The sequence below is a fragment of the Rubrimonas sp. genome, assembly GCF_036788415.1.
Classification (GTDB): domain Bacteria; phylum Pseudomonadota; class Alphaproteobacteria; order Rhodobacterales; family Rhodobacteraceae; genus Rubrimonas.
This window is the reverse complement of the sequence record NZ_DAIQNN010000003.1, coordinates 46,666-70,918: the sequence shown is the minus strand read 5'-3', so window position 1 is coordinate 70,918 and position 24,253 is coordinate 46,666. Positions and strand designations below refer to the sequence as shown.

General features: G+C 71.7%; 21 protein-coding genes. 6 read left to right on the top strand and 15 right to left on the bottom strand.

Annotated elements, in window-relative coordinates:
- Positions 1 to 90: 90 nt before the first annotated feature.
- Positions 91 to 309 carry a DUF1127 domain-containing protein gene (locus V7Q31_RS01615; protein ID WP_333831917.1) on the top strand — a complete coding sequence of 73 codons (219 nt, stop codon included), beginning with the start codon at positions 91 to 93 and terminating at the stop codon, positions 307 to 309.
- Between the two features lie 22 nt (positions 310 to 331).
- On the opposite strand, the gene V7Q31_RS01610 is transcribed toward V7Q31_RS01615, so the two are convergent.
- A complete protein-coding gene (locus V7Q31_RS01610) occupies positions 332 to 820 on the bottom strand; it encodes a hypothetical protein (protein ID WP_333831916.1) in 489 nt (162 codons plus the stop codon).
- Complete coding sequence (locus tag V7Q31_RS01605; protein ID WP_333831915.1) at positions 820 to 3,174, bottom strand: ATP-dependent helicase; 2,355 nt, start codon at positions 3,172 to 3,174, stop codon at positions 820 to 822. Before V7Q31_RS01605 ends, V7Q31_RS01610 begins: the two co-directional genes overlap by 1 nt.
- 116 nt (positions 3,175 to 3,290) lie before the next feature.
- Between V7Q31_RS01605 and msrA the strand changes: the two genes are divergently transcribed.
- A complete protein-coding gene (msrA, locus tag V7Q31_RS01600; protein WP_333831914.1) occupies positions 3,291 to 3,938 on the top strand; it encodes a peptide-methionine (S)-S-oxide reductase MsrA in 648 nt (215 codons plus the stop codon).
- 6 nt (positions 3,939 to 3,944) lie between these two features.
- On the opposite strand, the gene V7Q31_RS01595 is transcribed toward msrA, so the two are convergent.
- From V7Q31_RS01595 to V7Q31_RS01540, 12 genes are all read right to left on the bottom strand, one after another.
- Positions 3,945 to 4,523: a septation protein A gene (locus V7Q31_RS01595; RefSeq protein ID WP_333831913.1), complete on the bottom strand. Its 579-nt coding sequence runs from the start codon at positions 4,521 to 4,523 to the stop codon at positions 3,945 to 3,947.
- 38 nt (positions 4,524 to 4,561) lie between these two features.
- Positions 4,562 to 5,479 (bottom strand): DMT family transporter, encoded by a 918-nt coding sequence (locus V7Q31_RS01590; protein WP_333831912.1) that lies wholly within the window; start codon positions 5,477 to 5,479, stop codon positions 4,562 to 4,564.
- A 9-nt stretch (positions 5,480 to 5,488) separates the two neighbouring features.
- Entirely contained in the window at positions 5,489 to 6,199 is a 711-nt protein-coding gene (gene hisG / locus V7Q31_RS01585) for an ATP phosphoribosyltransferase (protein ID WP_333831911.1), read from the bottom strand.
- Complete coding sequence (locus V7Q31_RS01580) at positions 6,193 to 7,353, bottom strand: ATP phosphoribosyltransferase regulatory subunit (RefSeq protein WP_333831910.1); 1,161 nt, start codon at positions 7,351 to 7,353, stop codon at positions 6,193 to 6,195. The genes hisG and V7Q31_RS01580 overlap by 7 nt, the downstream gene beginning before the upstream one ends.
- Positions 7,354 to 7,357: 4 nt before the next feature.
- Positions 7,358 to 8,857 (bottom strand): histidine--tRNA ligase, encoded by a 1,500-nt coding sequence (gene hisS / locus V7Q31_RS01575; protein ID WP_333831909.1) that lies wholly within the window; start codon positions 8,855 to 8,857, stop codon positions 7,358 to 7,360.
- 72 nt (positions 8,858 to 8,929) lie between these two features.
- A complete protein-coding gene (locus tag V7Q31_RS01570; protein WP_333831908.1) occupies positions 8,930 to 9,709 on the bottom strand; it encodes an ABC transporter ATP-binding protein in 780 nt (259 codons plus the stop codon).
- A 4-nt stretch (positions 9,710 to 9,713) separates the two neighbouring features.
- Positions 9,714 to 10,547 carry an ABC transporter ATP-binding protein gene (locus tag V7Q31_RS01565; protein ID WP_333831907.1) on the bottom strand — a complete coding sequence of 278 codons (834 nt, stop codon included), beginning with the start codon at positions 10,545 to 10,547 and terminating at the stop codon, positions 9,714 to 9,716.
- The gene (nikC, locus tag V7Q31_RS01560; protein WP_333831906.1) at positions 10,544 to 11,449 is read right to left on the bottom strand and encodes a nickel transporter permease; all 906 of its coding nucleotides are present in this window, start codon (positions 11,447 to 11,449) and stop codon (positions 10,544 to 10,546) included. Before nikC ends, V7Q31_RS01565 begins: the two co-directional genes overlap by 4 nt.
- Positions 11,446 to 12,513, bottom strand: coding sequence for an ABC transporter permease (locus tag V7Q31_RS01555; protein WP_333831905.1), 1,068 nt, complete (start codon positions 12,511 to 12,513; stop codon positions 11,446 to 11,448). Before V7Q31_RS01555 ends, nikC begins: the two co-directional genes overlap by 4 nt.
- 46 nt (positions 12,514 to 12,559) lie before the next feature.
- The gene (locus V7Q31_RS01550) at positions 12,560 to 14,149 is read right to left on the bottom strand and encodes an ABC transporter substrate-binding protein (protein WP_333831904.1); all 1,590 of its coding nucleotides are present in this window, start codon (positions 14,147 to 14,149) and stop codon (positions 12,560 to 12,562) included.
- A gap of 103 nt (positions 14,150 to 14,252) precedes the next feature.
- Positions 14,253 to 15,062 (bottom strand): transglutaminase-like domain-containing protein, encoded by an 810-nt coding sequence (locus V7Q31_RS01545; RefSeq protein WP_333831903.1) that lies wholly within the window; start codon positions 15,060 to 15,062, stop codon positions 14,253 to 14,255.
- Positions 15,063 to 15,145: 83 nt separating this feature from the next.
- Positions 15,146 to 16,048, bottom strand: a complete 903-nt coding sequence (locus V7Q31_RS01540) for a DMT family transporter (protein WP_333831902.1) — start codon at positions 16,046 to 16,048, stop codon at positions 15,146 to 15,148.
- A 165-nt stretch (positions 16,049 to 16,213) separates the two neighbouring features.
- On the opposite strand from V7Q31_RS01540, the gene V7Q31_RS01535 reads away from it, so the two are divergent.
- Both V7Q31_RS01535 and V7Q31_RS01530 read left to right on the top strand, forming a co-directional pair.
- Complete coding sequence (locus tag V7Q31_RS01535; protein WP_333831901.1) at positions 16,214 to 18,268, top strand: hydantoinase/oxoprolinase family protein; 2,055 nt, start codon at positions 16,214 to 16,216, stop codon at positions 18,266 to 18,268.
- Positions 18,265 to 20,022: a hydantoinase B/oxoprolinase family protein gene (locus tag V7Q31_RS01530; RefSeq protein WP_333831900.1), complete on the top strand. Its 1,758-nt coding sequence runs from the start codon at positions 18,265 to 18,267 to the stop codon at positions 20,020 to 20,022. The genes V7Q31_RS01535 and V7Q31_RS01530 overlap by 4 nt, the downstream gene beginning before the upstream one ends.
- Here the strand turns inward: V7Q31_RS01530 and V7Q31_RS01525 are convergent.
- Positions 19,993 to 20,424: a MarR family winged helix-turn-helix transcriptional regulator gene (locus V7Q31_RS01525; RefSeq protein ID WP_333831899.1), complete on the bottom strand. Its 432-nt coding sequence runs from the start codon at positions 20,422 to 20,424 to the stop codon at positions 19,993 to 19,995. The genes V7Q31_RS01530 and V7Q31_RS01525 overlap by 30 nt on opposite strands.
- Positions 20,425 to 20,616: 192 nt before the next feature.
- Between V7Q31_RS01525 and V7Q31_RS01520 the strand changes: the two genes are divergently transcribed.
- On the top strand, positions 20,617 to 21,504 hold the full coding sequence (locus V7Q31_RS01520) for an FAD binding domain-containing protein (RefSeq protein WP_333831898.1): 888 nt from the start codon (positions 20,617 to 20,619) through the stop codon (positions 21,502 to 21,504).
- Positions 21,501 to 24,251, top strand: coding sequence for a molybdopterin-dependent oxidoreductase (locus V7Q31_RS01515; protein ID WP_333831897.1), 2,751 nt, complete (start codon positions 21,501 to 21,503; stop codon positions 24,249 to 24,251). Before V7Q31_RS01520 ends, V7Q31_RS01515 begins: the two co-directional genes overlap by 4 nt.
- Positions 24,252 to 24,253 lie beyond the last annotated feature (2 nt).

Here is a 24,253-nt window from a genome sequence, read left to right as displayed (position 1 = left end):
TGGTTGTCGGGCCGCATCCGAAGGCGCATCTTCGCAACACAGCGCAACGGGCGATCCGGCCCGCCGCGCCAGCGTTCAGGAGTGCTTCAAATGACCACCATCGCCCAGACCCGCGCGCGGTCGGTTTCGACCTTCGCCGACGGCGTCGTGGCGCTGTTCCGCGAGTGGAGCGACGCGCTTGCGCGCCGCGCCGCCTATCATCGCACCCGCAGCGAGCTGTCGGGTCTGACGGACCGCGAACTCGACGATCTCGGCCTTTCGCGCTGGGACATCGACCAGATCGCGCGCCAGAGCGTCTACGGCCGCTGACGGCCGACCGACGCGCCCCGCCTCACCGTTTGAGCTGTTCGCCCAGACGGTTGGGGTAGGGGGGCGCGTCGATGACGCGTTCGCGCCACAGGATCAGATAGTCGATCCGCTCCTTCACGATCCCCCAGATCCACGGCATGCAATCGAGCAGGATCTCCTCGCGCCGCACCGGGTTGGCGAGTCGCTCGCGCGTCTCCGAGATCGTGCGCGAGAAGCTCAGGAAGAACTGTTCGACGAATTCCAGCGCCTTGCGGCCGTCGTCCACCGTCGCCGCCGGAGCGGTGCGCACGGTCTCGAACATGATCAGGTTCATCTGCTCCAGCAGCGCCTGCGCGGCGGCGTGCGGAACATTGTTTTCCCCCGGGGGCGCGCCGAGCTGGTAGAAAATCGCGGCGCGGCAGACGCGGAAGCGCTCGCGGTCCTCCGGCGCGACCGAGGAACTCGGCAGGGGCGCCTGGGCGGCGGCGGCGCCCGCCACCAGCAGCGCGCACAGGGCGACAGCAGCCCGCATCAGAACGGGACCTCGTCGGCGTCGGCCACATAGGAGGCGACGACCTTCTTCTCTCCCGCCTTCTCGAAGACGACGGTCAGCTTGTCGCCCTCCACCTCCTCGACCACCCCATATCCGAATTTCTGATGGAACACCCGCGCGCCGACCTCATGCGCGGGGACGGCGTGGGCGTCCACAGCCGAGCGGCGGACTTCGGCGGGGCTCGCCAGCGTGCGGCCCGCGCCCTGCGTCTGCATCCGTCGCCAGCCGGGCGAGGAATAGACCGAGCTCTGCGCCGCGCGGCTCTCCAGCGTCGAGGCGAAGGGTTCAGGCGCGTGGCCGGCGCCGGCGAGGCCGGGCGGCGTGAGAACTTCGACATGGGCGCGCGGCAGTTCGTCGATGAAGCGCGAGGGCAGCTGCGACTGCCATTGATGGTAGATGCGGCGGTTGCCGGCGAAGCTGATCGTCAGCCGCTCGCGCGCCCGCGTCATGCCGACATAGGCGAGGCGGCGCTCCTCCTCGAGCCCCTTGAGCCCGCTCTCGTCCATCGCGCGCTGCGAGGGGAACAGCCCGTCCTCCCAGCCCGGCAGGAACACCGACGGAAACTCCAGTCCCTTGGCCGCGTGCAGCGTCATGATCGACACTTTCTCGGCGGCGTCGTCCTGCGCGTTGTCCATCACCAGCGAGACGTGCTCCAGGAACCCCTGCAGATTCTCGAACTCGTCGAGCGCGCGCACCAGCTCCTTGAGGTTGTCGAGCCGCCCCGGCGCGTCGGCCGACTTGTCCGCCTGCCACATCGCCGTATAGCCGCTTTCGTCGAGGATGGTCTGGGCGAGCTCGACATGGTCGCAGCCCTCCGCCGCATTCTCCGCCGACCAGCGATCGAAGCCCGCGACCAGCTCCGCCAGCGCCGCGCGGGTCTTGCCGGTGAAGCCGCCATCGGCCACCTCGCGGCGCGCGGCTTCCAGCAGCCCCACCCCGTCTGCCCGGGCGCGGGCGTTCAGCTTGAGCAGCGCCTTGTCTCCGAGGCCCCGCTTGGGGGTGTTGACGATGCGCTCGAAGGCCAGCCCGTCGTCCGGCGAGCAGACGACGCGGAAATAGGCCATCGCGTCGCGGATCTCGGCGCGCTCGAAGAAGCGCGGGCCGCCGATCACGCGATAGGGCAGGCCGATGGTCAGGAAGCGGTCCTCCAGCGCGCGCATCTGGTGCGAGGCGCGCACGAGGATCGCCATGTCGTTGAGGGAGAGGGGCGCGAGGCCCCGCGTGCCGGCCTGCTGGCGCTCGATCTCCTCGCCGATCCAGCGGGCTTCCTCGTCGCCGTCCCAATGGCCGATCAGGCGCACCGGCTCGCCCATCTCGTCCTCGGTCCAGAGCGTCTTGCCGAGCCGGTCCTTGTTGGCGGCGATCACGCCGGAGGCGGCGGCGAGGATGTGGCCGGTCGAGCGGTAGTTGCGTTCGAGCCGGATGACGGCGGCGCCCGGAAAATCCTTCTCGAAGCGCAGGATGTTCTCGACCTCCGCGCCGCGCCAGCCATAGATCGACTGATCGTCGTCGCCGACGCAGCAGACATTGCCGCGCTCGCCCGCGAGCAGCCGCAGCCACAGATACTGCGCGACGTTCGTGTCCTGATACTCGTCCACGAGGATGTGGCGGAACCAGCGCCGGTAGCGGGCGAGAAGCTCGGGCTCGCGCTGGAGGATGCGCACGCAATGCAGCAGCAGGTCGCCGAAATCGGCGGCGTTCAGCACGCGCAGCCGCGCCTGATATTCGGAATAGAGCGCGCCGCCATGGCCGCCGAACTGCGCGCCTTCCTCGGGCGGCAGGCTGTCGGGCGTCCAGGCGCGGTTCTTCCAGCGGTCGATCAGGCTCGCGAGCAGGCGCGGCGGCCAGCGCTTTTCGTCGAGATTGGCGGCCTGGATCAGCTGGCGCAGCAGGCGCAGCTGGTCGTCCGTGTCGAGGATGGTGAAGCTGGGCTTGAGGCCGGCGAGTTCGGCGTGGCGGCGCAGCATCTTCACGCACAGCGCATGGAACGTGCCGAGCCAGGGCATCCCCTCCACTGCGCCGCCGATCATCGCGCCGATGCGGGCGCGCATCTCGCGGGCGGCCTTGTTGGTGAAGGTGACGGCGAGGATCTCGTTCGGCTGCGCGCGCCCCGTCGCCAGCAGATGCGCGATGCGGGCGGTCAGCGCGCGGGTCTTGCCAGTGCCGGCGCCGGCGAGCACCAGCACCGGGCCTTCGGTGGTCTCGACGGCGGCGCGCTGCTCGGGGTTGAGGCCATCCAGATAGGGCGCGCGCGGGCGCGGGGCAGCAAGCTCCGACAGCTTGCGCCCTTCATACGCCGCGAAGGCGTCCGCCTCTTCGAAGCCATGCGTCATGCGCCGCAGGATAGCGCGGGCGGCGGTGCGGGGAAAGCGGAAGTTCGCGTAAAGTTCCCGCCCTTGCCGCAGGGGGACCGCCGCCGCATATGTGGCTGGACAGTCAGGAGGCGCCGATGTTCTTCACCCGCAAGCCCGCCGAGATCCCCGCGCCCGAAAAGGCGCTGAAGGGCCGGCCCGACCCGATCCCGACGGCGCAGACGCATTTCGTCAACGGCCGCCTGCTCAAGGGTCCGTTCCCCGAAGGCCATGCGCGGGCGATGGTGGGGATGGGCTGCTTCTGGGGCGTGGAGCGGATGTTCTGGAGCCTGCCGGGCGTCTGGGTGACCGCAGTCGGCTATGCGGGCGGTCACACGCCGAACCCGACCTATCGCGAAGTGTGCTCGGGCATGACCGGCCACAACGAAGTGGCGCTGATCGTGTTCGTCCCGGCGCAGATTTCCTATGACGCGCTGCTCAAGGTGTTCTGGGAGGGCCACGACCCCACGCAGGGCATGCGGCAGGGAAACGACGTGGGCACGCAATATCGCTCGGGGCTCTACTGCTGCGACGCAGTCCAGAAGGCCGCCGCCGAAGCCTCGCGCGACGCGTTCCAGAGCCGGCTGCGCGCGGCGGGCTACGGCGCCATCACGACGGAAATCCTCGACGCGCCTGAATTCTACTACGCCGAGGACTACCACCAGCAATATCTCGCCAAGAACCCCGGCGGCTATTGCGGCATCGGCGGGACGGGCGTCACCTGCCCGGTCGGCGCGGCGGTCTGAGCGCGTTCAACCGCCCAACCCGTGCCGCTTCAGCATAGGCCACTGGCTCGCCATGAACGCAAGTGTCAGCGGCAGATTTCCGAAGGTCTTGAACGCGACCCAGAAATCGGTGCTCTGCGTGCGCCAGATCGCCTCGTTCAACACGGCGAGGAACACGAAGAACAGCGCCCAGCGTTTCGTGAAGATCATCCAGCCGGCGTCGTTCAGCGGCAGCGCCTCGCCCATCAGATATTTCAGGTAACTGCGACCCTGCAGCAGGCCGACGCCCAGCGCCAGCGCGAACAAGCCATTCACGATCGTCGGCTTCATCTTGATGAAGGTCTCGTCGTTGAGCGCGATGGTCAGCCCGCCGAAGATCACAACGACGACAGCCGTCAACACCGCCATCTTGGGCAGGCTGCGCGTCATCGCCCAGGAGGCGGCGAGCGAGGCGAGGATCGCGGGCACGAACAGCGCAGTCGCCACCACGACCGCGTCATAGGACACGCCGCCGACTTCCACGGGCGCGCCCTTGAACAGCTGGAACGCGCCGAAGAACACGACGAGCGGGCCGATCTCGAGCGCCAGTTTCACAAACGGGTTCATGAGCATCCTTTCGCGGCGACGCCGGGGATATAGCCGCTTCAGCCGATCTTCACCAGCACGGCGCCCAGCGCGATCAACCCGATCAGGCCGAGGCGCGCCGCGTCGATGCGCTCGCGGAAGATCAGCACGCCGATGGCGGTCGCGAAGACGATGGACGTCTCGCGGATCGCCGCCGCCTCGCCGACATGCCCCAATCGCGTTGCCAGCATCACCGAGCCGAAGCTGAGATAGGCGATCAGCGCGCCGAACACGCCGCGCGTCGCAAGCTCCGACAGTTCGGGCCGGTCGGCGGGGGCGAGGCGGCGCCAGCGCGCCGCCGCGATCAGCGGGAACCCCGCGCCGCCCAGCACGAAGAACCAGGCGAGGAAGGTGAAGGGGTTCTCGGCGAGCCGTATGCCCCAGGCGTCCCAGATCGTGTAGAGCGCGATCATGCAGCCCGTCAGCAGCGCCGTGCCGATGGCCGATTTCAGACGGCGCGCCGCCGCCAGATCCTCGATCCCCAGCGCGCGGACATTGGCGAAGGCGAGGCCGTAGATCGCGCCGGTGAGCAGCAGCAGCCCCGACCATTGCCCGGCGCTGAAATGCTCGCCGAACACGACCAATGCGGCCAACGTCGTCATCAGCGGGCCGGTGCCGCGCGCGATGGGATAGACGACCGTGAAGCCGCCGATCTCGTAGGAGCGCGCCTGAAGCCATTCATAGACGATGTGGATGAGATAGACCCCCGCCAGCGCGCCCCAGAGCGCGGGCGTCGGCCAGGGCAGCACGAACAGCGCGAAGGGAAGCGCGCCGAGCGCGTAGCAGATGTTGATCGCGCCGCGCGTCAGATACGGATCGCGCGAGCCCTTGTTGATCGCGCCGAAGATCGCATGGGCGAGCGCGGAGAGCAGCGCGAGCGCCAGCGCAAGCGCCTCGCCCGCCTGCGTGCCCGCGAGCCCGACGATCAGCTCGCCCATGCGCCGCCCTCAGAGCCCGAAGGTCTCGGCGTCGAAGCCGATGCGCCGCCCCAATTCTCCCAGCGCGCGGCGGCTGCGTTCGTCCCAGCCGGCCCCGCGCGCCAGCGCCAGAACCGCCTCGGACCGCAGGATCAGACCGTCCTCGAGGATGCGCAGATGGTTGGCGCGCAAGGTCTCGCCGGAGGAGGTGATGTCGACGATGGCCTCGCAGGTCAGGTTGCGCGGCCCCGCCTCGGTCGCGCCCTGGCTGTCCACGAGGCGGTAATCGGCCACCCCGCTCTGCGCGAAGAAGCGCCGGGCGAGCTGGTGGTATTTGGTCGCGACGCGGATCGGGCGGCCGTGGCGCGCGCGGAACTGCGCCGCGACCTCGTCGAGGTCGTGCATGGTCTCGACATCGGCCCAGCAGGCCGGCACGGCCACGATCAGGTCGGCGTGACCGAAGCCGAGCTTCGCCAGCACCGGCGCCCGGAGGCCGGCGTCGGGGATGCGCTCGGCGATCAGGTCGAGGCCGGTCACGCCGAGATGGATCTCGCCCGCCGCCAGCGCCGCCGGGATCTCGCCCGCGCTCATCAGGGTGAGGGCGACGTCGGGCGCGCCATTCAGGCGGCCGGAATATTCCCGCTCCGCGCCTTGCCGCTCGATGGCGAGGCCGAATTCGGCGAAGGCCTCGATGCTCTGCTCCTGCAGGCGGCCCTTGGAGGGCAGGCCGAGCTTCAGCATGGCCGCCCCCCTCCCGCCGCCATCAGCGCCTCGGGCCGCACGATCCCGCCCACCGCCGGCGCCGCATGATCGGCGCCGAGGGCGGCGGCGATGCCGTCGTAACGCCCGCCGCCGGCGAGCGGCGGCAAGTCTGGGCGGCCCGGCGCCGCCATCTCGAAGACGAAGCCGTCGTAATATTCCAGCGTCCGGGCCGTGGAGGCGCGGAAGGGCAGTGCGTGCGCGTCGAAGCCGCGCGCGGCCAGCGCGTCGAGGCGGCGCGCGAACCGGTCGAGCGCCGGGCCGATGTCGAGCCCCGCCCCGCGCGCGAGGTCGGAAAGTCGGGCATGGGCGTCGGCGGCGGGGGCGTCGACCGCGAAGGCGGCGTCGAGCGCGCGGGCGAGGTCGGCCGGCAGCGGCGCCTCGCGCGAATCTTCGGCCAGCGCCTCGACCCGCGCGGCGATCTCGTCGAGCCCGCGCGCGCCGACCAGCGCGCCCTCGGCATGGGCGAGGGCCGCGATCTCGGCGGGGTCGTCGGCGGCGGCCAGCAGCGCGGCGCGGCGGGGCGACGGCGGGGGAGCGGGAGCAGAGAAGCGGCGCAGGAGCGCGGCGAAGCGGTGCGGGCGCCAGAAGTGGCGCTTGAGCGCGGCGCGGCGGGCGTCGGGGATCGGCGCCGCATCCAGCATCGCCGCCGCGACGCCCAGATCGCCGGTCACGATTTCGGGCGCCTCCACGCCGCCCTCAGCCAGCGCGCGCGCGATCAGCGCGAAGATCTCCGCGTCGGCCTCGGCGGCCTCCTCCCCGAAAATCTCCAGCCCCGCCTGAAGGTATTCGGTCGGGCGCGCGGACCCCGGCGCCTGACGCCGCCAGACCGGGCCGAGATAGCTGTAGCGGGCGGGCTCGGCGCGGGCGGAGAGGTGGAGTTGCAGGACCGGCACGGTGAAGTCGGGGCGCAGGAACAGCGCGCCGCCGCCCGGCTCGTCCACCGTGAAGGCGCGGGCGCGGACATCCTCGCCATAGACGTCGAGCAGCGCGTCGGCGGAGTGAAGGGCCGCGGGCTCGACCCGCATGCAGCCCGCCGCCTCGAACAGCGCCATGATCCGCGCGCACAGGCCCGCCAGCGCCGCGCGCGGCGCGCCGACGCGGCCCCCGGCGATGTAGGCGCGGTCGGCGGCCATCGGCTCAGGCCGCGCCGTCGTAGCGGCGGGCGAGCATCGCGCGCACCTGCGCCACCAGTTCGGCGCGGGGGATTTCGAGCTGCGCCGGCTGGGCCTTCCACGCCTCGTTGCTCTCGATGCTCTGGGCGAGCAGCGCGCCGAGGCGGAGGTCCTTGAGCTGGAGCACACCCCGCGCCGTCTCGTCCTCGCCCTCGATCACGGCGACGGGGCTCTGGCGCTTGTCGGCGTATTTGAGCTGCCTGCCCATGTTCCCGCCGCCGAGGAACACCTCCGCGCGAATTCCCTCGCGGCGCAGTTCGGCGCAGATCGTCTGCGCCTGCGCCATGCGGGCGCGGTCCATCACGCAGACGACCACCGGCCCCTGCGCGGCCTCGGCCAGCCGGCCCTTCTCGCGCAGCGCTGCGAGGAGCCGATCCACGCCGATCGAGACGCCGGTCGCGGGCGTGCTCTGCCCGGTGAAGCGCTTGACGAGGTCGTCATAGCGCCCGCCGCCCGCCACCGAGCCGAACTGGCGCTTGCGGCCCTTGTCGTCGAGGATCTCGAAGGTCAGCTCGGCCTCGTAGACCGGGCCGGTGTAATAGCCCAGGCCGCGCACCACCGAGGGGTCGATCACGACGCGCTCGGGGCCGTAGCTCTGCGCGTCGAGCAGCGCGGCGATCTCCTCCAGCTCCGCGACGCCCTCGGCGCCGACGCCGGTGTGGCCGACAAGGTCGCGCAGCGCGGCGCAGGTGGCGGCGGCGTCGTCGCGGCGGGCGTCGAGAAAGCCCATGATCAGCTCGATCCGGTCAGGAGCGAGCCCAGCGCCCTTCGTGAAATCGCCGCTCTCGTCCTTGCGGCCTTCGCCGAGCAGCAGCCGCACGCCCTCCGGCCCCAGCTTGTCGAGCTTGTCCACCGAACGGCTGACCACGCCGCGCGCATGGGCGTCGGCCTCCGGGTCGCCGAGGCCGATGGCCTCCAGCACGCCGTTGAGCACCTTGCGGTTGTTCACGCGGATCAGATAGTCGCCCCGCGCGATCCCCGCCGCCTCGAGCGCATCCGCCAACATGGCGCAGATTTCCGCGTCGGCGGCGACGCTGGCGGCCCCCACCGTGTCGGCGTCGCATTGGGTGAACTGGCGGAACCGCCCCGGCCCCGGCTTCTCGTTGCGCCAGACCGGGCCCACGGCGTAGCGGCGATAGGGGGTCGGCAAGTCGCGCTGGTGCTGGGCGTAGACGCGGGCGAGCGGCGCGGTCAGGTCGTAGCGCAGTGCGAGCCAGGTCTCGTCGTCGTCCTGAAAGGCGAAGACGCCCTCATTGGGGCGGTCCACGTCGGGCAGGAACTTGCCGAGCGCCTCGACCGTCTCGATGGCGGAGCTCTCCAGCGGGTCGAAGCCGTAGCGGCGATAGACTTCGGTGATCGCGCCGAGCATGGCGTCGCGCGCCAGCACGTCCGGCCCGAACCAGTCGCGGAACCCCCTCGGCGTCTCGGCGCGCGGCCGGCGCGGCTTTCTGTCGTCCTTGGCCATGATCGGCGCGCCCCTTGTCGATGCGCGCAGGCGATAGCGGATCGGGGGGAAGCGGGCAAGGCGGCGGGGAGGTCAGGCGGGCTGCGGCTCCGGGAGCGCGTCGCGGGCTGCGTAGGCCGAGGCCGCGAACAGCGCGCGGGTGTAGGGCTCGACGGCCCCGCCCGAGGCCAGCGCCGCGCGGTCGAGCCGCTCGACCACCGCGCCGTCCTTCATCACCGCCAGCCGGTCGCACATGTGGTCGATCACCGCCAGATCATGGCTGACCATCAGGAAAGTCAGCCCCCGCTCCGCGCGCAGCCGCGCCAGCAGGTTCAGCGCCTCGGCCTGCACCGAGGCGTCGAGCGCGGAGGTCGGCTCGTCGAGCAGCAGGATTTCGGGCTCCAGCATCAGCGCGCGGGCGATGGCGACGCGCTGGCGCTGGCCGCCCGACAGCTGGTGCGGGAAGCGGAAGCGGAAGCTCGCATCGAGGCCCACATCGCGCAGCGCCTCGGTCACGCGGCGGTCGCGCTCGCCGATGCGGTGGATCTCCAGCGGCTCGCGCAGAGTGGCGTCCACCGTGCGGCGGGGGTGCAGCGAGGCGTAGGGGTCCTGAAACACCATCTGCACCCGGCGCGCGAAGGCGCGATCGCGCGGCGATTTGACGGGGACGCCGCCGATGCGGATCGCGCCCTCCGAGATCGGCGCGAGCCCGCAGATCGCGCGCAGGATGGTGGATTTGCCCGAGCCGGATTCGCCCACGAGGCCGAAACTCTCGCGCGCCTCGACGTCGAACGACACGTCGCGCACCGCGCGCACGTCGCGGCCCTGCTGGTGGAAAGTGACGCTGAGGCGGTCGATCTCGATCAGGGGCACGCGCTCACATCTCCCATGCCGGATCGCGCTTGAGCACGGGCAGCGGCCCGCGCGCGCCGCCGATGCGCGGCAGGCAGCCGAGCAGCCCGCGCGTGTAGGGGTGCCGCGCCTCCGACAGCCGGTCGGCGGCGATCTCCTCCACCACGCGGCCCTTGTACATCACCAGCACCCGGTCGCAGAACTGCGCCACCAGCGGCAAGTCGTGGCTGATGAAGATCAGCCCCATGCCGCGCTCGCGCACCAGTTTGTCGAGGATGTTCAGCACTTCGGTCTGCACCGTGACGTCGAGCGCCGATGTCGGCTCGTCGGCGATCAGCAGGTCGGGATTGGGGATCAGCATCATCGCGATCATCACGCGCTGGCCCATGCCCCCCGACAGCTCGTGCGGATAAGCCTCCATCACGCGCTCGGGGTCGCGGATCTGCACCGCCTCCAGCATCTCGAGCGCGCGGCGGCGGGCGTCGCGCGCGCCCATGCGGTCGCGCAGGCGCAGCCCCTCGGTCAGCTGCGCGCCGGTCTTCATCACCGGGTTGAGCGAGAATTTCGGGTCCTGCATGACCATGGCGATGCGCTGGCCCCGCAGCGCGCGCATCCGCCGCTCCGACAGCTCCAGCAACTCGACCCCGTCGAGCGCCATGCGCTTGGCGCTCACCCGCCCCGGCGGGCGCACCAGCCGCAGGATCGAGCGGCCGGTGATCGTCTTGCCGCTGCCCGACTCGCCCACGATCGCCAGCCGCTCGCGCCCCAGCGTGAAGGAGACGCCCCGCACCGCCTCGACTGGCCCAGCTTCGGTGTCGAAGGTGACGCGGAGGTCCTCCACCTCCAGAAGCGCGCTCATTTGCCGGAGTTCCGCGGGTCGAGCACGTCGCGCAGGCCGTCGCCGAGCAGGTTGAAGCCGAGCGAGACGATGAAGATCGCAAGGCCCGGCATCGTCGCCACCCACCACTGGTCGAACAGGAATTTCCGCCCCGACGAGATCATCAGCCCCCATTCCGGCAGCGGCGGCTGCACGCCCAAACCGAGGAACCCGAGCCCCGCCGCCGTCAGGATCACTCCCGCCATGTCGAGTGTGACGCGGATGATGACCGAGGGCAGGCACATCGGCATGACATGCCCCCAGATGATCCGCCCCGACCCCGCTCCCTGCAACCGCACGGCGGCGATGTAGTCCGCGCTGCGCACCGTCAGCGTCTCGGCGCGGGCGACGCGGGCGTAGGGCGGCCAGGCGGTGAGCGCGATGGCGAGCACCGCGTTCTCGATGCCGGGGCCCAGCGCCGCCACCAGCGCCAGCGCGAGGATCAGGCGCGGAAAGGCGAGGAAGATGTCGGTGATGCGCATCAGCACCTGATCGACCCAGCCGCCGAAATAGCCCGACACCGCGCCGACGAGCAGCCCGAACAAGGGCGCAGTCGCCACCACCAGCGCAACGATATACAAGGTCACGCGGGCGCCGAACACGATCCGGCTCCAGATGTCGCGGCCGAACTCGTCGGTGCCGAGCCAGTGGCCCGCCGAGCCCGGCGGCAGCAGCCGCTGCGACAGGTCCTGCGCCAACGGGTCGTGCGTGGCGATCCACGGGGCCATCGCCGCCATCGCCAGCAGCGCGACCACGATGGCGAGCCCGAGCATCGCCAGCGGGTTGCGCCGCAGCCGCAGCCAGCCGAGCCACGCCTGCCCCAGCCGCGCCTGCGTCCGCGAGGCGGGGGCGGGGTCGAGCAGCCATGCAGTCAGATCGCTCATCGCGCCCTCGGATCGACGAGGCGGTAGAGCACGTCCGACAGCATGTTGAGGCAGACGAACACCGCGCCGACGACGATGGTGCCGCCCATCACGGCGGCCATGTCGGCGGAGAACAGCGCGTTGGTGATGTAGAGGCCGAGGCCGGGCCAGGCGAAGACCGTCTCGGTCAGCACCGAGCCCTCCAGCAGATTGGCGTAGGAGAGCGCCACGACCGTGATCAGCGGCACCATCACGTTGCGCAGCGCATGGACCCACACGACCCGCCATTCCGGCATCCCCTTCACGCGGGCGGTGGTGACGTATTCCTGACTCAGCTCCGCGATCATGAAGCTGCGCGTCATCCGGCTGATATAGGCCATCGAGTAGTAGCCGAGCACGCCCGCCGGCAGCACGATGTGGCTGAGCGCGTTCCGGAAGATGTCCCACCGCCCCGCGAGCGCGGTGTCGAGGAGGATCATCCCCGTCACGCGCTCGACGTCGAACTCGAACATCATCTCGAAGCCGCTGTCGAGCCGGCCCGGCCCGCCCACCCAGCCGAGAATGCCGTAAAACAGCAGGAGCCCCATCAGCCCCAGCCAGAACACAGGCATCGAATAGCCCATCAGCCCGATCAGCCGCACCGCCTGATCGACCAGCCCGCCGGGCCTGGAGGCGGCGAAAACACCCGCCGGCACCCCGATCAGAACGCCGAAGATCGTGGCGATGGTGGCGAGCTCCAGCGTCGCGGGGAACACCCGCAGAATGTCCTGCGCGACCGGCTGGCGCGTCAGCAGCGACGTTCCGAAATCGCCGCGCAGCGCGTCGCCGACATAGATCAGGAACTGCCTCCAGATCGGCTCGTCGAGGCCGAGCGCGAGGCGGGCGGCTTCATATTGCGCGGTGGTGGCGCGCTCGCCGATCATGGCGAGCACCGGGTCGATGGGCACGACCCGGCCGATGACGAAGGTCACCAGCAGCAGGCCGAGGAATGTGGCGGCGAGCGCCAGCATCACGCCCGCCAGCCCGCGCAGGCGGGACAGCAGACGCGACGGGCGGCGCGCGGGAGCAGCGGCGATGTCGCTCATCGGGAGAAGGTCGCGCGCCCGGAGCGGTCTCCGGGCGCGCGATGGCTCACTTCGTGACCAGCCAGTAGGTGGCCTGATCGGTCGAGCCGCCGGTGAAGAAGCCCTCGACATTGGACCGCAGCGCCGTCTGGTCGATCGACTGGAACATCGCGATGAAGGGCGAGTCGTCGCGGTGGCGGCGCTGGATCTCCTGATACATCGCCGCGCGCTTGTCGGCGTCGCGCTCGACCACGGCGGCGAGCGCCATCTCCATCACCTCGCCCGGCTCGTAGGCCGTGCGCCACGCCAGCTGTCCGGTCAGCTTCGCCTCGTCGCTGTTGTCGGGGTTGACCGCGAAGGTCGACGCGTTGGTGTGCGGGTCGGGATAGTCCGGCCCCCAGGCCTGCAGCGTGATGTCGTGGTTGCGCGCGCGGTAGTCGCCCAGCACTTCGGCGCCGGTGCCCACTTTCAGCTCGACCGTGATGCCGGCCTGCGCGAAGGTGTTCTGGATCGACTGCGCCATCTCCATGCGGTCCTGGCTGTTGCGCACGGAGATCGAGGTGGTGAACGGCCCGACGCCGGCTTCCGCCAGCAGCGCCTTCGCCTTCTCGACATTCAGGCTGTAGGGCGTCTCGTCGATCGAGCCGAGATAGCCGCGCGGCAGGAACGCCTGATGGACCATCTGCTGGCCCTTCAGGAAGCTGTTCGCCATCCCCTCATAGTCGATCAGCCAGCGCATCGCGTCGATCACGAGGGGATTATTCAGCGGCTCGCGCTTCTGGTTGAGCGCGATGTAGTGGATGTAGCCGCCAACGTCGGAGGTCACGGTGACGTCCGGGTTGCCGGCGAGGCCGTCCACGTCGATGGGCGTCAGCGTGCGCGCGATGTCGATGTCGCCCTTCTCGATCAGCAGGCGCTGGGTGGAGGGCTCGGGCACATGACGCAGGAACACGCGCTTGAGCTTGGCGTCGCCGCGCCAGTGGCCTTCGCGGGCGTCGAGCACATAGCTGTCGGCGGGCTTGTAGCTGCGCAGCACATAAGCGCCCGTGCCGGCCGACGCGCCCTTGAGATATTCGTAGCCGAGATCGCCGTTCACCTCATTGGCCATCACCACCTCCTTGTCGACGATCGAGGCGACGATGGCGGTGAGGCAGTTGTAAACGAATGTCGGCGCGAAGGGCTCGCCGGTGACGATCACCACCGTGTCGCCCTCGGCGCGGATGCGCTCCTCGACGTTCTCGGGCGTGAAGCCGAACTGGGTGAGGATGAAGGCCGGCGTCTTGTTGAGCTTGATCACGCGCTGCAGCGAGAAGGCGGCGTCCTCGGCGCGGACCGGGTTGCCCGAGGAGAAGGTGACGCCGGGGCGCATCCTGAAGGTGTAGGTGACGCCGTCCTCCGCGACCGACCAGCTTTCGGCGAGGCCGGGGACGAGCACGCCGGGCTGCGTCGGGTCGAGCTCGACCAGCGTGTCGTAGACGTTGTTGAGCATGTCGGTGCCCGAGAACTCGAACGCCTCGGCGGGGTCGATGGAGACGATGTCGTCGATCTTGTCGGCGATCACGAGCGTGTCGGGAGGGGTCTCGGCGAAGGCTGCGGGGTGGACGGCGGCCATCGCGAGAAGCGACGCCGCGGCGAGCGCGCCGAAGGATTTGGTCATCTGCTGGTCTCCCTGTCTGTCGATGCAGAGCGGATGGGCGCCGACGCGCCTCGATGCGCATGACTTTGACAGCAGCGCGGCGGCGCTGTCCAGCGGGGGGTTCTCAGTCCGGGATCTGGTCCGTCCAGACGCGGAAACCCGTCAGCGCATTGGGTCCGAAAGTGTGGGTCAGCGGCACGTCCGCCGCGTCGCGCCCCTGCGCGATGAGGATGCGCCCGATCCTCGGGCTGTTGTTGCGCGGATCGAACACGCGCCAGCGCCCGCCGAGCCAGACCTCCATCCATGCGGCGAAATCCATCGGGCCGTAGGGCGGGGGTTGGCCGATGTCGCTGACATAGCCGGTGCAGTAGCGGGCCGGGATGTTCATGCAGCGACAGAAGGTCACGGCCAGATGGGTGAAGTCGCGGCAGACGCCGCGCCCCTCCGCATAGGTCTCGGCGGCGGTGCGGGTGGCGCGCGAGTGTTCGTAGCCGAAGGTCACATGGTTATGGACGAAATCGCAGATCGCCTGCACGCGCGCCCATCCGGGCGGCGTTCCCGCGAAGAGCCGCCACGCCTCCTCCGACAGGCGGTCGGTCTCGCAATAGCGGCTGCCGAGCAGGAATTGCAGCGTCTCGGCGGGGAGATCGGCGACCTCGTGCTGTCCCGCGCTCCAGTCCACAGGGTCTGGCGCGCCGTGGTCGCGGATCACGCTGTCGGTGCCCAAAGTGAACGCGCCGGCGGGCGCGACGAGACGGCAGCACCAGTTGCCGAACACGTCGCGATAGCTTTCGATCGGGACGGCGGGCGTCGTGACGACCCAATCGGGCCGCTCCAGCTGCGGCGCGCGCGAGTGATGCACGGTCAACATCGCGATCAACGGCGTGTCGGCGGGCAGCGCGTAGGAGAGTTCGCAACCGATGGCGATCCGCATGTCTCGGCGCCTTTCGGGCGGGCCGGGCGAAGCCCCGGCGGCGGCTCCATTGTGGCGGTTGCGCGACGGCGATGTCCAGCAGGTCAATCGCGTCCGGCGCGCGCAAGCGCCTGCGCCAGTCGCCGCGCCCGCTGTTCGCGCCAGAGCGTGAAGGCGCCGGCCCCCGCCACGATGGCGGCCCCGAGCAGCGTGAGCGCGTCGGGGACGTCGCCGAACAGGACAAACCCGAGCAGCATCGCCCAGAGCAGGATCGAGTAGCGGAATGGCGTGACCACGGCCACGTCCCCGACCCGCATGGTCTTGACGCCGAAATTGTAGCCGATCAGCAGGAAGACCGAAGCCGCCCCGAGGATGGCCGACGCCCGCAGCGACAGCGGGGCCCAGTCCTGCGCGGCGGCGCCCACGCCGCCCGCCGCCATGATGGCGACCGAGGTCAGGGCGGTCGCGTAAAGGTTGGGCGTCGCCGCCGTCAGCCGGCGCGTCGCCAGATCGCGGATCACGATGAAGCCCACCGCCGCCAGCGCGAGCAGAGAATAGGCCGTGAAGCCCTCGGCGCCGGGGCGCACGATGATGAGCACGCCGAGAAAGCCGATGCTGATCGCCAGATAGCGCCGCCACCCGACCGGCTCGCCCAGCAGCCACGCCGCCGCGAGCGCCACGGCCAGCGGCGAGGCCTGCAGGATCGCCGTCGCATTGGCGAGCGGCATGTTGAACAGCGCGGTGAGAAAGCACAGCGTCGAGCCGATCTCGGCGAAGGTCCGCATCGCGAGCGGGATCGCGTCGGCGCGGCGGGGCCGGAAGGCGAGCGCCCCGGCGCGCCAGGCGAGCAGCAGGATCAGCGCCGACGCCGCGATTCCGCGCAGAAGGATCGCCTGCATCAGCGGAAGTTCGGACGAGACGAGCTTCATCAGCGCGTCGTTGAGCGCGAAGCCCCCCATGCTCACGCTCATATAGAGCGCGCCGCGCGCATTGTCGCTCAGCGCCACGATAGGGCCTCCCCGGCGGCGCGACGGCGGCGCGCCTTGAGCCGCTCATGCGGCGGCGCGCAGAGTCTGTCAATCTCGGGTGTCCGGCGGCGCGCGCGCATTCCGGTTGATCGCTGCGCCGGCGTTCGTATGCTAACGAGAGAGGCGAGGTGGAGGGCGGTCGGCATGGCGGAGAGCGCAGGGCTGGTCGCGGGCGTCGACGTCGGCGGCACCTTCACCGATCTGGTGCTGCTGGATGCGGCGACCGGGACTGTCCGCCTCGCCAAGACCCCGACCACCCCGGCCAATCAGGCCGAAGGCGTGCTCGCCGCGCTCGATGCGGCGCAAGTCGACCTCGCCGCGCTCGACCTGCTGGCCCATGGCACGACCGTCACCACCAACGCCGTGCTGGAGCGCCGCCTCGCGCGCACCGGGCTGATCGCGACCGAGGGCTTCCGCGACGTGCTGGAGCTGGGCCGCCGCACGCGCCCCCGGCCATACGGCATGACGGGAACGTTCCGCCCGGTGATCCCGCGCGACCTTCGCCTCGAAGTTCCCGAGCGGATGGACGCGCAGGGCCGCGTGCTGACACCGCTCGACGAGGAACGCTTGCGCGACCGCATCGCCGAGCTGATCGCGGCGGGCTGCGAGTCGCTCGTCATCCATTTCCTTCACGCCTACGCCAACCCCGCCCATGAGCTGCGCGCCGGCGAGATCGCGGCGGAGCTCTGGCCGAACGGCCATGTGACGCTCGGCCATCAGCTTCTGTCGGAAAGCCGCGAGTTCGAGCGCGGCGTGACGGCGGCGGTCAACGCCTCGGTGCAGCCCCTGCTGGAGCGCTATGTCGCGCGGCTGAACGCGGCGCTCGCCGCACGCGGCTACGGGCGCGACCTGCAGGTGATGACCGGCAATGGCGGCATGGTCTCCGCGCGCTTCGTCGCGCGCGAGGCGGCCAAGACCGTGATGTCCGGGCCTGCATCGGGGGTCATGGCGGCGGCGGCGACCGGGCGGCGCGCCGGGCTGCGCAACCTCGTCACCTACGACATGGGCGGCACCTCGACCGACGTCGCCCTGATCCGCGACGCGACCCCCGCCGTCTCCAACGAGATCGAGATCGAATACGCCATGCCGATCCATGTCCCGATGGTGGACGTGCGGACAGTGGGCGCGGGCGGCGGCTCGATCGCGCGGGTCGACGCCTCCGGGCTTCTGCGCGTCGGCCCCGACAGCGCGGGCGCCGATCCCGGCCCGATCTGCTACGGCCGCGGCGGGAGGCTCCCCACCATCTCCGACGCGAATCTCCTGCTCGGCCGGATGAACCCCGCCCGGCTGCTGGCGGTGGACGCGCCCGTCTCGCTCGAGAGCTTGCGCGCGATCTTTCTCAAGACGCTCGGAAAGCCGCTCGGGCTCGACGCCGAAGGCGCGGCCGCGGCGGTGATCCGCGTCGCGAACACGGTGATGGCGGGGGCGATCCGCATGGTCTCGGTCTCGCTCGGCGAGGACCCGCGCGACTTCGCGCTCTTCGCCTTCGGCGGCGCCGGCCCGCTGCACGCCGTGGCGCTCGCGCGGGAACTGGGCGCGCCGCGCGTGCTGGTTCCCGCGCGCCCCGGCCTGACCAACGCGCTCGGCTGCGCAGTCGCCGATCTGCGGCACGATTTCGTCAGCACGCTCAACCGCCCGCTCGACGCGCTCGACATGGGCCATGTCCGCGACGTGCTCGCCGGGCAGGAGGCCGAGGGCCGGCGGCTGATCGCGCAGGAGCGGGTCGCGCTGGCCGAGATCCGCGTGATCCGCAGCGCCGACATGCAGTTCGTCGGCCAGACCCATCTGCTGCGCGTCGCGCTGGAGAGCCCGGCCCCCGACCGCGAGACGCTGAAATCGCTGTTCGACGCCGCCTATCTGCGCCGCTTCGGCCTGTCGCTCGACGCCCCCGTGAACCTCGTCAACCTCGCGACCTCGGTGATCGGCGCGCGGCCCGAAGCCGACCTCTCCACGCTGATCGACCCCGCCGGGCGCGCCGCGACGCTCGCCGAGGCGCAGACCGGGACGCGCCGGGTCTGGTTCGAGAGCGGCTGGCGCGAGACGCCGGTCTATGCGCGCGAGCGCCTGCCGCTCGCCGCCGCCTTCGACGGCCCCGCCATCGTCGAGCAGATGGACGCCACCACCGTCGTCGAGCCCGGCGACCGCGCCGCGCAGGACCGCGACGGCAATCTGATCCTGACTTTGGGAGGCGCGGCGTGACGCTCGACCCCATCACCCTGACTGTCATCGAGGCCAGGCTCCAGCAGATCTGCGACGAGATGGACCTCGCCTTCTCGCGCGCCGCCTTCTCGCCCGTGATCGCCGAGGCCAACGACCGCTCCGACGGCATCTATTCCGCCGAGGACGGGTCGCTCATCGCGCAGGGCGCGGGCGGGCTGCCGGTGTTCGTCGGCGTGATGCAGTTCTCGACGCGCACGCTGATCGAGCGCATCGCCTCCGGCGTCACCGCGCCCCCCGAGCCCGGCGACATCTACATCGTCAACGACCCCTATCTCGGCGGCACGCATCTGATGGACGTGCGCTTCGCCCGGCCCTACTGGCGCGGCGGAAAGCTCTGGTGCTGGCTGTCCAACACCGGCCACTGGCCGGACATCGGGGGCGCGGTGCCCGGCGGCTTCTCGGCCTCCGCCACGGCGGTCGAGCAGGAGGGGCTGCGCCTGCCCCCCGTCAAGCTGTTCAAGCGCGGCGCGATGGATGCGGAGATCTATTCCATCATCTGCGCCAACATCCGCGTCGCCGAGCAGCGCATCGGCGACGTGAAGGCGCAGGCGGCGGCGCTGGAGATCGGCGCGCAGCGGCTCGACGCGCTGTTCGACCGTTACGGCGACGACGTGGTGGAGGAGGCGGTCGCCGCCCTGCGCGCGCGGGCGGCGGCGCAGATGCGCGCGGCGATCGACGGCATCCCCGAGGGCGTCTGGCGCGGCGTCGCGATCGTGGACAGCGACGGGGTGGTGGACGCGCCGCTGGAGATCCGCCTCGCCGTCTCGAAATCCGCCGAGGGGCTCGTCTTCGACTTCGCCGGCTCCAGCCCGCCCTGCGCCGGCCCGATGAACTCGGTGCGGGCGACGACGCTCTCCTCGGTCTATCTGGCGATGCGCCACATCTTCCCGCATGTGCCGATCAGCGCGGGCGCCTTCGAACCGCTGGAGGTGACGGGGATCGAGGACACCTTCCTCGACGCGCGCTACCCCCGCCCCGTCTCGGGCTGCGCGGCGGAGGTGTCGCAGCGCATCGCCGAAGCCGTGTTCGCGGCGCTGGCCCCGGCCCTCCCCGAGATCGTCACGGCGGCGCCCGCCGGCACTTCGGGCAATTTCGGGCTGGGCGGCCACGACCCCGAGCGCGGGCGCGGCTTCGTGATGTATCAGCTGAGCGGCGGCGGCTATGGCGGCAATGCGCGCGAGGACGGGCTGACCAATGGCTGCTCGACCATCGGCATCTCCAAGGCGCCGCCCATCGAGATCATGGAACAGCAATTCCCCGTGCTCTATCGCCGCTACGCGCTGCGCGAGGGCTCGGGCGGGGCGGGCGCGCGGCGCGGCGGCTTCGGGGTGGAGTACGAGATCGAGCTGCGGCGCGGCTCGGCGCGCGCCTCCTTCGTGATGGATCACGGGCGCGTCGGCCCGCAAGGCGCGCTCGGCGGGCGCGACGGGGCGGTGAACACGGTGGAGATCGTGCAGGGGGGGCGGGCCTTCACGCCGCCGCATCTGTCCAAGGCGCAGGACATCCCGCTCGGCCCCGGCGACCGGGTGCGCGTCGGCACGCCGGGCGGCGGCGGGCATGGCGACCCGTTCCGGCGAGACCCCGACGCCGTGCGCGAGGACGTGCGGCTCGGCTATTACACGCCGGAGCAGGCGCGGGCGCTGTTCGGCGTGGCGCTGCGCGACGGCGCGGTCGATGCGGCGGCGACGGCGGCGCTCCGCGGCTCAGTCGGCGATGCACCGCAGCAGGCGTAGCAGCGTCGCGCGCTCGCGCGCGGTCAGCGGCGCAAGGGTCGCCTCGGTGATCTCCCGCCCCGCCGCCTGCGCCGGGCCGATCAGCGCGCGCCCCTCCTCGGTCAGCGCGATGACGCTGCGGCGGCGGTCCTCGGCGTCGGGCTCGGACGCCACCAGGCCGCGCGCGCGCAGCCGGTCCACCACGCCCTTGATGGTGGCGACGTCCATCGCCGTCAGCCGCCCGAGATGGTTCTGCGAGCACGGCCCGACTTCCGCGAGGCGCGACAGCGCCGCGAACTGGGTCGGCGTCAGCCCTCCTTCCATCCGCGCGGCGAACAGCGCGGTGTGGCGCTGATGCGCGCGGCGCAGCACATAGCCCACCTGCGCGTCGAGGATGTAGGGGTCCGGCTCGTCGCCCGCCAAATCGAGGCTCCCTTCGCGGCGATGCGCGCGGCTGCCCGAAAACGCGGCGCAGCCCGCACGTCGATCAAGCACATGCGGGGCGGGGCGGCAAGCGCCGCGCGCCATCGCCGGAAACCGCTTGACAAGCCGGGCCGTGGACCGAAGCATCGTTTGCACAGGAACGATCAGCGCCAGAGGAAGAGGCCGCAGGCCATGACCGCGACGCCGCGCTTCCACCGCCCCCGCGCCCTCGACGCGGCGCTGGCGCTGCTCGCCGCAGAAGCGCATCGGGGCGCGAGCGGGGACGCGCCGCGCATCCTCGCCGGCGGCACTGACGTCTACCCCTCCCTGCGCGACGGCCCGGCGGCGTTCGCGGCGCTCGACGTCAGCGGGCTCGACGCGCTGCGGGGCGCATCGGAAACGGCGGAGGGCTGGCGGATCGGCGCAGCGACCACCTGGACCATGATCGCCCGAGGAGCCCTTCCCCCGGCCTTCGACGCGCTCCGGGCGGCGGCGCGCGAGGTGGGCGGCGCGCAAATCCAGAATGCGGGCACCATCGGCGGCAATCTCTGCAACGCTTCGCCCGCGGCGGACGGGGTTCCGCCCCTGCTCGCGCTCGACGCGCAAGTCGAGCTCGCCTCGCTGCGGGGAGTGCGGCGGCTGCCCTTGGGCGACTTTCTGCTCGGCCCGCGCCGGACCGCGCGCGCGCCCGACGAGCTGATGACCGCCGTGCTGATCCCGCCGCAGCCCGAGGCCGCGCGCAGCGCCTTCGTCAAGCTCGGCGCCCGGGTGCATCTGGTGATCTCGATCGGGATGGTGGCGGCGCTGCTCGCGCCCGACGCGCAGGGGCGGGTGGGCGCCGCGCGCGTCGCTGTCGGCGCCTGCTCGGCGGTCGCGCAGCGCCTGCCCGCGCTCGAAGCGGCGCTCGTCGGCGCGCCGTGGGATGGGCGCGCGCTCGCGGCGATCCCCGACCCCGCCCATCTCGCGCCGCTGTCGCCCATCGACGACATCCGCGCGAGCGCCGCCTATCGGCGCGCCGCGGCGCTCGAACTGGTCCGGCGCGCGCTTGGGATGGCGGCGGGAGAGGCGGCGGCGGCATGAGCCTCGACTTCGACGATCCGGGCGCGACTGTCGCCTTCACGCTCAACGGCGAGGCGATTGCGCTGCGCGCCGCGCCCCAGATGCGGCTGTCCGAGGCGCTGCGCGAGCTGGCCGGCGCGCGCGACGTGAAAGTCGGCTGCAACGCCGGCGATTGCGGCGCCTGCACCGTGCTGCTCGACGGCGCGCCCGTCTGCGCCTGCACCACCGCGCTCGGCCGCTGCGAAGGCGCCGAGATCGAGACGGTCGCCGGGCTCACGGCGCGCGACCCGCAGGCGCAGGCGCTCGCCGACGCCTTCCTGCGCCACGGGGCGGCGCAATGCGGCATCTGCACCCCCGGCGCGATGGTTTCCGCCGTCGCGCTCCTGCGCGAGACGCCCCGGCCCTCGGAGCGCGAGGTGTCGGACGCGCTCGGCGGCGTGCTCTGCCGCTGCACCGGCTACCGCAAGATCGTCGAGGCGGTGATGGACGCCCAGCCCGGCGCGGCGGTGTTCGAGGGCGGCGTCGGCGCGTCGGTCGCCCGGCTCGACGGTCGCGCCAAGGTGACCGGCGCCGAGATCTTCGGCGACGACGCCGCGCCGGGGGACGCGCTCGTCCTGCGCGCCGTGCGCAGCCCGCACCCACACGCAAGCTTCGCCTTCGGCGATCTGGAGGGTTGGCGCGCCGCGCATCCGGGCGTGGTCGCCGTGCTGACGGCGGCGGACGTGCCCGGCCTCAACCGCTTCGGCGTGATCCCCGGCTTCATCGACCAGCCGGTTCTGGCGGAGGGCGAGGCGCGCTTCGAGGGCGAGGCGGTGGCGGCGGTCGTGGGCGAGGCCGCGTCGATGGCGGCGCTCGACCTCGGCGGCTTCCCCGTGGCCTGGACGCCCCTCTCCGCCGCGACCGACATCGACGCCGCGCGCGCCGCTCCGCCCCTCCACCCCGAGCGCCCAGGCAACGCGATGTGCCGCGGCCATGTCGCGCGCGGCGACGCCGAAGCCGCGCTCGCCGCCGCTTCGGTCGTCGTGGAGGGCAGGATCGAGACGGGCTTCGTCGAGCACGCCTATATCGAGCCCGAAGCGGCCTGGGCGCGCCGCGTCGGCGGCCGGGTCGAGGTGACCTGCTGCACGCAAGCCCCCATGATGAACCGCGACGGCCTCGCCGCGATCCTGGGTCTGCCGCCCGACAGCGTGCGGGTGATCCCCACCGCAGTCGGCGGCGGCTTCGGCTCCAAACTCGACCTCACGGCGCAGCCGCTGGTCGCGCTGGCGGCGTGGGCGCTGCGCCGCCCGGTCCGCATGACCTTCACGCGCCCCGAATCGATGCGCGTCAGCACCAAACGCCACCCCGCGCGCATCGCCTTGCGCGTCGGCGCCGACGCCGAAGGCCGGCTGACCGGCCTCGCCTTCGATGCGGAGTTCAACACCGGCGCCTACGCCTCATGGGGGCCGACCGTCGCCAACCGCGTGCCGGTCCATGCGAGCGGCCCCTACGTCGTCCCGAACTATCGCGCCGACACCGAAGCGGTGCACAGTCACTGCCCGCCCTCGGGCGCCTTCCGCGGCTTCGGCGTGCCGCAGGCCGCCGCAGCGCTCGAGCCTGCGCTCGACGCGCTGGCCGAGCGGCTGGGCATGGACCGCCTCGCCTTCCGCCAGCTCAACGCGCTGCGCGACGGCCTGCCCACTGTCACCGGGCAGGTGTTCGAGAGCGGCGTCGGCGCCGCCGCCTGTCTCGACGCGCTGGCCCCGCACTGGACGCGCGCGCTGGCCGAGGCCGAAGTGCTGAACGCCGGGCGCGGGGCGACCGGCGCGCCCTTGCGGCGCGGCGTGGGCGTCGCGTCGGGCTGGTATGGCTGCGGGAACACCTCGATCCCCAACCCCTCGACCATCCGCGCGGGCCTGAAGGGCGACGGGCGGGTGGCGCTGCATCAGGGGGCGGTGGACATCGGGCAGGGCGCCAACACCGTGATCGCCCAGATCTTCGCGCAGGCCCTTGGCGCGCCGCTGTCCGCCGTCGATCTGATCGGCGCCGACACCGATCTGACGCCCGATGCCGGCAAGACCTCCGCCTCGCGCCAGACCTTCGTCACGGGCGAGGCGGCGCGGCGGGCGGGCGCGGCGCTGCGGGCGGCGCTGCTGCGGCTCGGCAACGTCTCCGACGCGGCGGAAATCGTGCTGGAGGGCGGCGCAGTCCGGCTGGTGGAGGGCGGAGCGCTGCGCCAGCTCGACCTCGCCGCGCTGCCCGTGGACCAGGACGGCTATCTGCTGCAAGTCGCCGAGACCTACGACCCGCCGACCGGCCCGCTCGACGCGGACGGTCAGGGCCGCCCCTACGCCCAGTTCGGCTACGCAGCCCAGATCGTCGAACTCGACGTGGACCTCGCGCTCGGGCGCGTCCACCCGGTCAAGGTGACGGCGGCCCACGACGTGGGGCGCGCGATCAACCCGGTGCTCGTGGAGGGCCAGATTCAGGGCGGCGTCATGCAGGGCCTCGGCATGGCGCTGATGGAGGAGTTCGTCCCCGGCCGCACCGACAATCTGCACGACTACCTCATCCCGACTTTCGGCGACGCGCCGCCCATCGAGACGCTGATCGTCGAAGTGCCGGACCCGCATGGCCCCTACGGCGCCAAGGGGCTCGGCGAGCACGCGCTGATCCCGACCGCCCCCGCCGCGCTCTGCGCGATCCGCCACGCGACCGGCGCCGAACTCCGCCGCCTCCCCGCGACGCCCGAGCGCGTGCTCGCGGCGATCCGAGCCGCGGGAGGCTGAGC